Here is a 12,110-nt window from a genome sequence, read left to right as displayed (position 1 = left end):
GGACTGCCGCAGCAAGGATTGGCCCACTAAAGCAGGCTACAAATTACTAGAATTACAAATCTACGGAATCCTGATAAAATAAAATGCGGAGTCTGTACAAAAAAGTAAATTGAAATGAATAAGCTCAAATTAAATTTGAAAGATGTAGAAGAAATTTTGACAAGGGAACAGTTAAAGCAAGTTGTTGGTGGTAACGGGAGTGATACTTCTTGTGAGTGTCGTTTAACTGCAAGTGATGGCAACGATTATCCGATTGAACTAAATCCCGAGCCAACTACAGAATCCGACTGCAGCACACGATGTGAAAGTGCTTACGATGATATTAACAGCTCCGGAGGTACGGCAACAGACTGGACCGCCACTTGGGGGTCTGGAAGCTGACGAATAATCGATCGTCCGTAACGAGAAGCATGTTACCGTTTCTCGTTACGGATTGTTATCTAAAGGCTGAAATGTAGACAAATGAGAAACTTTTTAATTCTTTGCACACTAACAGCATTGGTAACCACCGCGGCTGCACAGGAATGTCACTATGTTATTGAAGGGATTATTGATAATGCTGCAGACACCACCGTAAAAGGTCCGCTTAGGGATGGGGACAAGGTATTTTTAAAATTCTATGGTAAGGAGAGAGTGGATACCACTACCATTGCTAACGGAAAATTCAGGTTCGAAGGTACTGTTCCGTTTCCATATCAAGCAACTGTCACCTATCAGTATGGCGGCGTAGCGGTGCATCTGGACAATAGCCGGTATATATGCAAATTTGCTTTGAAGGTTCGGGAGAAAGGTTTGTATACGTATGATCCCAAGATTATTACAGATTCGGAATATCATAATTGGGATTCGTTTATACACGGGAAATTACTTCAATTGGAAGGCATGAAGAAAGAACTTGGGAGTTTGCCGGAAACAGAAGGATCAATGGATATCGAAAGTCAGGACGTCGACGCGATAAACCAGGCAATCAGGGCGCTATTTGATGAGGTTATAACGACACCCAACAAGATAGCCGAGAAAACATGGATTTTGGTTTCTGATCCGTTCTTCTCTTATGCGAAATACATCGATTTCTATGATCAGCTTCCAAAGGAGGTCAAGGAAAGCACCATTGGGGAAAGATTCTACAATAAATTGCAAAGAACCAAAGAGTGAAATTCTATTTCAGATATGAAAAGTGCAGTGTTAGCAAGTCTTCTAGGGGTAGCTGGTTTTTATAGTTGGGCTGGCAGTTCCCCTGTTGTCTGGCAAAGTCAGGTTACGATTTCCGGGCAGGTATCGGCTGAGGTAATTCCAGAAGCTGTTTATTATGTATTAAACGGTGAGAACAGCTTGCATAAAGCCAAAATTGATGCCGATGGCGGCTTTTCATTCAAATGCTATACGGCACTGCCACCCGGTGGAGGTAATGCATTAAGTTCGGTTCGTCTTTATTGTTTCAATGATCCCGGCGAAATTGCTCCTCGCCTTAAAACAGATATTCCCCCATCGGTGAAGTATATTAACGTTCTTTTAGATACCACAGCCATCAATATTGATATCGATCTGGAAACAGGGGCTATGCTTGTAAATGGCGGGTACGAAAACCATGTGAAATCCGCATTCGACGAGATTAACACCCGATTTAAAAACGAGTTGCTCAATTTCAAAGACGATCTGGATTCGATCCAGCTGAAAAAATACGGAGAAGAGCTCATGTTGATAGCTAAACATCCCGGTTCGGTTTATGCCTTTCAAAAGATTTTCACATTCTTTCGAGAGTCGGCACTCCCGGTGAAAGATGATGTGTTGAGGGTTATTTCGGGACTCGATCCAGCGGTACTTGGAGAGGAAAAAATTAAAGATTTGCTGGCGGGGTACGAAACTTTTTATTTCAACAATATTCCGCGCCCTGGTATTTTTCCCGCTCTTGGCGATGCGCAGCTTTTAATGGCCGGTATCGGGATGAATTATGAACAGCTGCGAAACAGCTGCGATTATCTGCTGATAGAGTTGTGGGCTACCTGGTGCGGTCCTTGCATTCGGGATCATCCAAAACTCCGGGAGCTGGCGCAGCAACATGGCACAAACAAAAAATTCTCAATCGTCGGCCTTGCTATAATGTGTGGGGAGGAATCCTGGAATAACTATATGGAACTCCACGGTTCGGCATATCCTAATTTCTGGATAGATTGGTCGCAGTACGCTCATCGGTTTAAGGACATCGATGTAGGGGGAGTCCCGCGCTATTTCATAGTCCGTACCAGAGATAATCGCATCATGGAGCAATCGATACTGCTCGAACGTATAAAGGAAAAGATAGGTAATTATTTGTAAGGTGATTTCGGACGATCACGTGTCGATCCCACCCAACATTAGTCTCATCGATTTGCGAAAGGCCAAAAGCACACAATGGAATAGCATTTGGTAAGGACAAGCCAACTAAAACAGGCTCAAAATTGATAGACTGTGACTTTGCGGAATTCCTTTAAATTTAAACAAAGTAATCCGTAGCAAAACTGTGACTTGCATGGGTAAAATAAATACTTATGCCATCAATCTAGCGAGGCGAACAGATCGTAAAGCGAGCTTGATTTCAGAATTTAAGGGAAGGAACGAATTTCAATTGACCGTCGTTCCAGCTATTGCTCATAAGGTAGGAGCTATTGGCTTGTGGCAAACTATATGCCAAATCATACAGAAAGTCTGCAATGATGATATCGATAATATTCTTATCTGCGAAGACGATCATGTTTTCACAGAAGCCTATACGTCCAATAGACTGATCAGAGCCATAAATCAATCCAGAAAATACGATGCCGATATATTGTTGGGAGGAGTGAGCTGGTTCGACCAAGTACTACAGGTTGACAAGAACTTATTTTGGGTGGATCGATTCACTGGTACGCAATTCATGCTGATATACCGGAAATTTTATGAAAAAATATTGGAAGCGGATTTAGGGAAGGGGGGGCAGACCGGAAGATTTCTTCCCTCACGGACGGGATTTTTGTGATGTACCCGTACATTTCGGTACAGAAGGAGTTTGGTTATTCGGATGTAACGAAAAAGAATGAAAAAAAGGGGTGGGTGACGGAATTGTTCGACAATGGGAGCGAGAAACTTGCTCAACTGGATTCGGTACGCAAGTTTTATGGATTTAATACGAAATAAAGTTATGGGCAAAAAAACACAATCTTACAGCGACGTTTGCGTACCCGTGTATGTAATCAACCTGCCGGAGCATAAAGATCGGATTACCCACATCCGGGGACAATTCGAAGGTAGGGAGGAGTTTGACGTCGAGTTTATCGAAGCCCATCGGCATGAGATAGGCGTGATTAACCTTTGGGAAAGTATTAAAAAAGTAATCCGGACAGCCATGGAACGCAATGACGATGTGATTGTCATTTGCAAAGACGACCATGAGTTCACGCCACATTATTCAAGAACAAGCTTGTTTCGTCAAATCATTGGTGCCGCGGAGCAGGGTGCTAATATAATGCTGGGCGGGATCAACCACTTCGGGCAAGCTATCCCGGTTGCTGAAGGGCGGTTTTGGATCGACCAATTTCAATCTACGCAATTTATTGTGGCCTACCGCATTTTTTTTCAGCGGATATTGGACGAGCCATTCACTGAAGGTGAAGTCGCCGACGTCAAGTTCTCGGAGATGACCAGCCATAAGATGATTATCCACCCATTCATTTCTGCCCAAAAAGATTTCGGGTATTCGGACCTTCCGGTGCAGGGATTGAAAATGACCAAACACAAGGATCTGTTCTGCCGGAGTGAAGAGCGGCTAACCAAGATTCTGGCCATCGCGGATAGATACGGAACAGGAAACATACAATAGAAGAAAAAGTACACCGAAGTCTATGAAAGTCCCTAATGAAAAAGTATTTCCATTTTCTGGGAACTGTTTCTGCCTAATTCCAAACGCCGATTTAACGTTTGTAGTCATCTCCAAGAACGCGGGGACATTCCTGAAAAAAGTAGTCGTCTACAATGAATCTCAGGAGCAAGAATGGGTTGAGGGTTTCTGGGCTATCCATGATAAGATCGGTTATTCGCAAGAGTCACCATATCTCATCCCGTTTGAAGAGATGGACTCATATGAACGTGAACAAGGGGAGTTCACGAAGTTCACGGTGTGGCGTGATCCAGTGGGTCGTGTGATTTCTACATATAGACTATCCTGCCTTGAGCGGAAGTTCCGAAAATATTTCTATACATTGGGATTATACGAAAACATAGACTTCGGCCGCTTCATTCAGTTCCCGGAATTCGAGTTGGGTAAGGAGTACCTGTTGCACCAGGATGAACACTTCCGTAGGCAAGTGGACTATTATCACCCCGACCAGGTGGATTACATCGTACCTATCGGCGAACTGAATAGGTTCCTTAATGAACATGAGGTACCATTTGGCAACGAGATATCGAATAAAACCGAGGCCCCGTTTACGCTGGAGAATGAATAACACATCAAACGGATACATGAGTCCTACCAAGGAGATTATGAAATCAAGCGCAACTATCCTTCTTAGTGACCTTCGCTTCCGTCTTTACATAAGTTCGATAAGGATGAGCGATTCTCAAGGGGACGGAAGAAGCTATTTGGACTGTGATGGTTTTAGATTTTAGCATTCTGTTACGACAAACCCACATGTGTATTACAACTCGGTTAAAGATAGGCCGCACGTTTTTATTTTTTGTCTTGCGGGTAGATGTTCATCTACCGCTTTTCAGCGGATAATAAACTCTAGCAACAAGGTTTGGATGTGGGGCGAGAACGCAAGACAATGGTAGAGAAGACGATCGCTTTAACAGACCAATTGCAATTAATAAGTGACTCCGATACGGTAAAAATATCACTGTAAAAAATGTATGAGAGCAATGCAACCAATCAACAACTAAGATTTTGACACCCTTCCCCCACTATCGCCAACAGGACCAGATGGACTGCGGAGCCACCTGCCTGCGGATGGTGTGCAAGCACTACGGCCGCAACAGGGACATCTACCTGCTGCGACAATTATGCCAGGTGACCCGCGGTGGGGTGAACCTACTGGGCATCAGCGAGGCCGCCGATAAGCTAGGCTTCCGCACTCAGGGGGTGAAGCTGGCACTGGAGCAGCTTCCCGAGATCACGTTGCCCTGCATCCTGCACTGGAGACAAAATCACTTTGTGGTTCTGTATAGGATCAAAAGAGGGGTGTTTCATATCGCTGACCCGGCGTCAGGGAAACGCAAACTAAGCGAAAAGGAATTCGCGGACAACTGGTTTGCACATAAGGAACTCCATAGCGGTATCTCCCTCTTGTTGGCCCCAACCCCGCAGTTCTACGAAACCGAAGAGGAGGGAAAAGAAAAGGGCCTGCGCTGGGGCACTGTGCTGCGTTACTTTTATACCTACCGTAAACTATTCATGCAGCTGGTACTGGGTCTGCTGATAGGCACTATTCTTCAGCTAATCACGCCGTTCCTCACCCAATCGGTGGTAGATATTGGCATCAGTACGCGCAACCTGAATTTTATTCACCTCATCCTCATTGCCCAGCTGGCGTTGTTCTTAGGACAAACGGGCGTAAATTTTATTCGCTCCTGGATATCGCTGCACATCAGTACGCGGGTGAACATTTCGGTACTTACCGATATGCTCATCAAGCTGATGAAGCTGCCAATGGCGTTCTTTGAGACTAAGACAACGGGTGACATTATGCAGCGCATGGCCGATCAGCAGCGCATAGAAAGCTTTCTTACCGGGTCCACCTTAAGTACACTGTTCTCTTTCGTGAACCTGATCGTGTTTGGTTTCGTGTTGGCGTTCTACCATGGCGGTATCTTTCTTATTTTCATGGGGGCTACCGTAGTGTACACCGGGTGGATTCTACTGTTTCTGAAACGACGTAGGGAACTCGACCACCAGCGGTTTGCCATCGGCTCAGACAACCAGACTAACATCGTGGAGATGATTACTGCTATGCCGGAGATTAAGCTGAACAACAGCGAGCATCAGAAGCGGTGGATATGGGAAGGTATCCAAGCGCGGCTATTTCGTTTTAAGGTAAAGGCGCTGGCGCTGGGTCAGTACCAGCAGGCGGGCTCTATGGCGATAAACCAATTGAAGAACATCCTGATCACTTTTCTGAGTGCCAAGGCTGTGATTGAAGGCCACTTAACCCTGGGTGGTATGGTGGCCATCCAGTATATCGTAGGGATGGTGAACAGCCCTATCCAGCAACTGCTGGGCTTCATACAGTCGTATCAGGATGCTAAGATTAGCCTCGAACGTATTAATGAGATTTACAGGGAGGAGGACGAGGAGCCGGCTGACCACGACTGGCTGCGGGAACTACCGGCAAACAAGGGCCTTACATTACAAGGGGTCACCTTCCGTTATCCGGGCGCGGGTAATGAGCCGGTGCTGAGGGATATCAGTCTGTCATTACCGGAGGGAAAAACCACTGCCATTGTGGGTATGAGCGGTAGTGGGAAAACGACCGTACTGAAACTAATCCTGCGTTTTTTTAAACCGGAAGGGGGCATCGTCCGTGTTGGAGGCACCGAACTGAGCCGGATTGGGTTTGCGACCTGGCGGGGAAGCTGTGGGGCGGTAATGCAGGATGGGTTTATTTTTGCCGATACAATTGAGAACAACATTGCTGTAGGGGACGAATACCCCGACAGGGAAAAAGTGGAAAAGGCGATCCGGATGGCTAACCTGGAAGACTTCATCACAGAACAACCCTTTGGCCTGAAGACGAAGATCGGAACGGGCGGTAAGGGCATTAGTCAGGGGCAGCGACAGCGGTTACTGATCGCACGAGCGGTGTATAAAGACCCTCGCTACATTCTGTTTGACGAGGCGACCAATGCACTGGATGCGAATAATGAACGGGTAATCATCGACAACCTGAAGGAATTTATGGAAGGCCGTACGGCGGTGATCGTGGCCCACCGGCTCAGTACAGTAAGCCATGCAGACAACATCGTGGTGTTGGACAAAGGTAAAGTGTTGGAACAGGGTACCCATCAAGAACTGGTCGCAAAACGGGGCGAGTATTATAAACTGGTGAAAAACCAGTTGGAATTGGGACAATAGCCGGGGAATAAGGATTGACAATATGAAAAAGGAGACCACCAACCAACCAACCAGCACGGAAATACATAGCGATGATATCGCCGATATCATCGGCACCCCACCCAGCTCGCTGGTCCGCTGGGGCATCACGTGGGTGTTTGTAGTGCTGGTGGCCATTGTGGCACTGACGGCTTTCATCCGGTACCCGGACCTTGTGCGGGCACCGGTACGCATCAATGCGACAAATGCACCCAAGGCGGTCATTGCAAGGATGACGGGCAACTTGGTGAACATCTTGGTTACCGAAAAGGATACGGTATCCCAAGGTCAGCCACTGGGGTGGATGGAGAGTACGGCGGATCACCGGCAGGTGCTGGCTTTGCTGGACCTGCTCCATGGGTTGCGCGATAGCTTGCTGCAGGAAATGGATGCTGCACATGCGGTGATAGAAGCACCTACAAGCTTGCGGTTGGGAGAGCTGCAAGGCAGTTATCAGGCATTCTACCAGTCGTATCTCAACTACCGATCGGCTGTAGGTACCGGCATCTACCTAAAACGGCGAGCGTACCTGTTAGAGGATTTGCGGAACATCGGGCTGCAACGGGCACAACTGGAACAGCAGAGAGACTTGCAGCAACGAGAATACGCGTTGGCTGAGCAGGAGTTTGAACGGTATAAGGTACTGGCGGAAAAAGAAGTGATCTCGCCATCGGAATATCAGAAGCAGCGGACCGTACTATTGGCCAAACAACACCCGTTAGAGCAAACGGAAACGTCGCTATTGGCCAATGACGCCTCGCGCACGGCCAAAGTGAAAGAACTAGCCGACTTGGACAATCAAATCGCGGAGGAAAAATCGAAGTTCATGCAGGCATTGAACAGTTTGGTTAGTGAGATGCAACAGTGGAAGGTACAGCACGTGCTGAGTGCACCGCAGAGGGGCATGGTGGTGTATGCGGGCATCATCCAGCCACATCAGCATGTAGAAGCGGGGCAGGAGGTCTTTTATGTGAACCCGGGCAGCTCGGATTTCTTTGGGGAGGTGAATGTGCCGCAGTACAACATGGGCAAGGTGAAGGTGGGACAGGAGGTGCTTCTCAAACTTGACAGCTACCCGTTTCAAGAATATGGGGTACTCCATGGAGAGGTAGGGCAGTTGAACCGGGTACCTTACCACGACAGCGTGTTCCTCTCTCGAGTGGATATCCAGTCGGAACCAGACGAAGGGGCTATCCGGCTTACTACGGGGATGGTGGGCACGGCGGAGATTATTACTGAGGATGCTTCACTGCTGCAACGACTGATGCGGAACGTCCGACTGGTGATGGAGCGAGGGAATTAATTAAACTACTACCGGCTAAAGCCGACTAAAGTTGAAAGACTGTCACTTATGATAAAATCTTCATCCTTTTCACCAGTATCTTGATTCGATAGTCCGGTTGATTAAGGCAAATGGGATTTAATTTGTTAAAAAAATATGAGAAAGAAAATATGCTGTGTTTTGTTAGAATATTGCGGTGGCTGGAGAACCGACCTACTTTATCGGAAATTCAAAAAGTGGAATCCTGGCTATGATATAAATGTTTGGACAACGCCAGCCATGAAAGTAGAAGCACTGTTATTACTCATCAGAACGAAGAGAACTCAGGAGTAGGCGGTGGAATTATCGATTCCCTGAAAATTGCGCGAGATCAGGGTGCTCAATACTTATTTCTGGTAGTCAATGATATAGTGCCAATTACTAGAATTGAGATGAAATATTTTGAAATAATACTTGACAATCATCCCGAGATAGTTCAATTGAGTGCATCAATAACTAAAAATTCTGATCAGGGAGGTCATTACCCGTGGATGGTGAGTAATAGAGAACACAAGAACAGAGCTGTTCTGCATTCGGACATTCTTTGCTGTGCTTTGGATATTGATTTTATTGAGAGCTTCGGGGGATTTCCTATGTCAAAAAGTGGATGGGCTATGACTGGGAAATTGCCTATCAGGCAAAGTTATTGCAACGAAAAATTGTTATTAGTGATTTTTTTAAGGTAAAACACGTCAATTATTTGACTAAAAATAATGAGGAAATACGGCAGGAAAAGAGGAGGGAATTAAGAAGAGTTTACAATGAAAGGTATGGGTCATATAAAGTGATGTTTGACCTTTAGTCGTGCCTGAGCAGGCTTCACATGCCAGTCGTATTGGTAGCCGAATTCCGTAAGTGGCTCATCGGCAAAGCTTGAACCGATAGCCTTTTCAGGCACGGCTATAATGGCTTGCCTGATCCCTTGACCCGTCCTGATATAGCTACAACATTGTCAAAATTCGATGCTTCTATTTATTGAGGAGAAAAAGGGAAATGTAGGAAAGCGGATCTGATGTGTTGCCATCGCGATTGTCAAAATGGCATTATTTAAACTATTTATTTTGATTTTTCTCAATAAAATTACCAATTACTTTCAAAATTCCGAATAAGTGTTCTAACAGATTCTCATCACCCCGACAAATGAAAAAAAGCCCCGGCGAAAGCCGGGGCTTTTTGCGTGGTGCGCCCGGCAGGGCGCAGACTCTTGGAGGTGAAAGTCCTCTACAAACACCGGCAGGGCCGCAATCCTCTTGCTGAACCCGAAAAATCATTCAGCAGCAAATATCAGGACATGAACATTGTGGCAGGGGCAGGAGCCCAGGCCCAGGCCCGGAAATGGCATGGCCGAGCGAGTGATGTTGATTCTCCGGCACGCCGGAGAATCGCCTGAACGAGTCCGGCCATGCCATTTCCAGCCTGCGCGCAAAGGCAAAGACACGCAAAGCAACTATGCGTAAGGCACTATGCGCAATGGTACTACGCGCCAAGCCTTGCTAATTGATGCTGCTTGATGCCGCCGCTAAAACGGCAAATCATCATCCTGCGAGTTCGGATCCTGCTGAACGTAATCAGGTATTTGATCCGTTCCTTCCTGGGCGGAGGAACCTCCCGCAATGTTTATTTTCCAGAGTACGAGCGAATTAAAATATTGCTTCCGGCCATCTTTCCCGGTCCATGGGCGGCCGCGGAGGTTAAAGGCAACTTCCACTTCATCGCCCGGCTTTACCGCATCCAGCAAATTGCATTTTTCCTGCAGCGTTTCAAATTTCAGGTATTCGGGATAAGCAGGGTTATTTTCAACATATTCAACGATCAGTTCGCGCTTTTTAAACGTGTCCGTTACCTGCATTACCTCCGACACTTCAACAACTTTTCCTTTGATTTCCATATCTGTCCTCTTTTCTTGTTCAAAGGTAGGATTTCTTGCTAAAATAACCCTAAATTAGAGGGTAATTAAACCTGAATCATGTCCATCCAAGACCTTCGAGCGGAGCCCCCCGGGATAGCGATCCTGCATATTCCGGGCTTGACGATGAAGCGCTTTGGGCGATGTTGCGGAATGGTGATAAACAGGCTTTCGCCCTGATTTACAATAGGTTTTTTCCCCGGCTCTTCAATTACGGGATGAAGCTTATTCCGCAGGCGGAGCTGATCCGTGACGGAATTCACGATGTGTTCGTAACCCTGTGGAAATCCCGCCAGCGGCTTTCGGCTACCAGCTCCGTTAAATTCTATTTATACGCCTGCCTGAAGAGAAGAATAATCGCCCTTTCCAGGCAGAACCGGCTGCTTCCTGTAAAGCGGCTGTTCGGTTTTCCCGGAGAATTTGAATTCTGCCTTTCCCCGGAAGACAGCATCATCCTGGAACAGACCGGGCAAATAAAAAGGCAAAAGCTGCAGGAGCTTATCAATAAGCTTTCCAGGAGGCAAAAAGAGGCCCTGTTTTTACGTTATTATGAAGGCTTAAGCCCGAAAGAAGTCGCCGCTATCATGTCCCTGAATATTAACTCCACCTACGTACTCCTCTCCAAAGCGCTTGATTTCCTGAGAACTCACCGGGACAAGCTGCTTCCGGCTGCTTTTTTATTTTTTTTCAAATAATTCGCTAAGGTTTTTCCTGAACCGCTCTTTGGTATTGTATAAGTTATGCAATACCAGGATTACACAGTTAAGGATTTTCTGCTGGATGAGCGTTTCCGCAAGTGGGTCATGAATCCCGATCCGGAAATCGAAGCTTTTTGGGAAAGCTGGCTTTTGAACAATTCCGAAAAGGCGGAGGAAGTACAGCAGGCACGCGAAGTTTTACAGCTGATCCGGTTCAGGCAGCATCAGGCTTCACCGGAGGAACAGGCGCAAACCTGGGAAAGGATCGGACAGACAATCCGCGATGAGCGGCCGGTCATTCCCCTGCCGGGCGCTTCGCCTTCCCGCCGGGTCCTGACGCGCCGCCTCCGGTACGCCGCGGCGCTGGCAGCCCTGCTGATGGTGGTATCCCTTGCCTTTTATTTTTATTACCGCGCGCCGGTAAGTCATGATACCGCTTATGGCGAAATCAGCACCATCGTTCTTCCGGACAACTCCATCGTCAAATTAAACGCCAATTCCCACCTCCGGTATACCCGCAGTTGGGATAATGAGCGGCCAAGGGAGATCTGGCTGGAAGGCGAAGCTTTCTTCTCGGTCGTGCATAAAAGCAATAATCAACAATTCCTGGTGCATACCAATGATATGACCGTAAAGGTGACCGGCACAGAATTCAATGTTAACACAAGGCATATCGCCACTAAAGTAGTGCTGAATAATGGCGCTGTGGAACTTCTGCTCAATCCGGGAACTCAAAAGCAGGATGCAAAAAACCGGGAAAATCTCCTGATGAAGCCCGGCGATATGATCAGCTGGTCGTACAGGACAGGCAAATTGATCAGCGCCAGAGTTGACCCGGAGCTTTATTCTTCCTGGAGAACGAATATTCTTCGTTTTAAAGGAACGCCCATCCTGGAAGTGGCCCGTTCACTGCAGGATAATTTCGGGATCGCCATTCGCTTTGAAGACCGGGAACTCCTGGAGGAAACCTTTACCGGGACCATACCCATGGATAACGTGGATGTATTCTTTAAAACACTTTCCCGGACGTTTAACGTGGAAATTATCCGGAATGACAAGGAAATAATCATAGTAAAAAGATGA

Annotated in this window: 12 protein-coding genes; 11 read left to right on the top strand and 1 reads right to left on the bottom strand. The window is 46.9% G+C overall.

Going from position 1 to position 12,110, the window contains the following annotated elements:
- Positions 1–114: 114 nt before the first annotated feature.
- The 9 genes from FRZ59_RS03335 (at position 115) to FRZ59_RS03295 (ending at position 9,109) form a co-directional block, all read left to right on the top strand.
- The gene (locus FRZ59_RS03335; protein WP_132127296.1) at positions 115–381 is read left to right on the top strand and encodes a hypothetical protein; all 267 of its coding nucleotides are present in this window, start codon (positions 115–117) and stop codon (positions 379–381) included.
- Positions 382–462: 81 nt separating this feature from the next.
- Positions 463–1,155, top strand: coding sequence for a DUF4369 domain-containing protein (locus FRZ59_RS03330; protein ID WP_132127297.1), 693 nt, complete (start codon positions 463–465; stop codon positions 1,153–1,155).
- A gap of 15 nt (positions 1,156–1,170) precedes the next feature.
- On the top strand, positions 1,171–2,316 hold the full coding sequence (locus FRZ59_RS03325) for a TlpA family protein disulfide reductase (RefSeq protein ID WP_132127298.1): 1,146 nt from the start codon (positions 1,171–1,173) through the stop codon (positions 2,314–2,316).
- A gap of 193 nt (positions 2,317–2,509) precedes the next feature.
- On the top strand, positions 2,510–2,995 hold the full coding sequence (locus FRZ59_RS03320; RefSeq protein ID WP_147698228.1) for a glycosyltransferase family 25 protein: 486 nt from the start codon (positions 2,510–2,512) through the stop codon (positions 2,993–2,995).
- A 162-nt stretch (positions 2,996–3,157) separates the two neighbouring features.
- Positions 3,158–3,835 (top strand): glycosyltransferase family 25 protein, encoded by a 678-nt coding sequence (locus tag FRZ59_RS03315; protein ID WP_132127300.1) that lies wholly within the window; start codon positions 3,158–3,160, stop codon positions 3,833–3,835.
- Positions 3,836–3,857: 22 nt separating this feature from the next.
- Positions 3,858–4,460: a sulfotransferase family 2 domain-containing protein gene (locus tag FRZ59_RS03310; protein ID WP_132127301.1), complete on the top strand. Its 603-nt coding sequence runs from the start codon at positions 3,858–3,860 to the stop codon at positions 4,458–4,460.
- A gap of 440 nt (positions 4,461–4,900) precedes the next feature.
- Complete coding sequence (locus FRZ59_RS03305; protein WP_192901593.1) at positions 4,901–7,084, top strand: peptidase domain-containing ABC transporter; 2,184 nt, start codon at positions 4,901–4,903, stop codon at positions 7,082–7,084.
- A 22-nt stretch (positions 7,085–7,106) separates the two neighbouring features.
- Positions 7,107–8,405, top strand: coding sequence for an HlyD family secretion protein (locus tag FRZ59_RS03300; RefSeq protein WP_132127303.1), 1,299 nt, complete (start codon positions 7,107–7,109; stop codon positions 8,403–8,405).
- Positions 8,406–8,647: 242 nt separating this feature from the next.
- Positions 8,648–9,109 (top strand): hypothetical protein, encoded by a 462-nt coding sequence (locus tag FRZ59_RS03295; RefSeq protein WP_147698227.1) that lies wholly within the window; start codon positions 8,648–8,650, stop codon positions 9,107–9,109.
- 833 nt (positions 9,110–9,942) lie between these two features.
- Here the strand turns inward: FRZ59_RS03295 and FRZ59_RS03290 are convergent.
- Positions 9,943–10,311, bottom strand: coding sequence for a DUF3127 domain-containing protein (locus tag FRZ59_RS03290; protein WP_132127305.1), 369 nt, complete (start codon positions 10,309–10,311; stop codon positions 9,943–9,945).
- A 161-nt stretch (positions 10,312–10,472) separates the two neighbouring features.
- Between FRZ59_RS03290 and FRZ59_RS03285 the strand changes: the two genes are divergently transcribed.
- Both FRZ59_RS03285 and FRZ59_RS03280 read left to right on the top strand, forming a co-directional pair.
- Positions 10,473–11,024 carry an RNA polymerase sigma factor gene (locus tag FRZ59_RS03285; RefSeq protein ID WP_147698226.1) on the top strand — a complete coding sequence of 184 codons (552 nt, stop codon included), beginning with the start codon at positions 10,473–10,475 and terminating at the stop codon, positions 11,022–11,024.
- 45 nt (positions 11,025–11,069) lie between these two features.
- The gene (locus FRZ59_RS03280; protein ID WP_132127307.1) at positions 11,070–12,110 is read left to right on the top strand and encodes a FecR family protein; all 1,041 of its coding nucleotides are present in this window, start codon (positions 11,070–11,072) and stop codon (positions 12,108–12,110) included.

This window comes from Anseongella ginsenosidimutans, from assembly GCF_008033235.1.
In the GTDB taxonomy this organism is placed as follows: domain Bacteria; phylum Bacteroidota; class Bacteroidia; order Sphingobacteriales; family Sphingobacteriaceae; genus Anseongella; species Anseongella ginsenosidimutans.
This window is presented reverse-complemented; position numbering and strand designations above follow the sequence as displayed.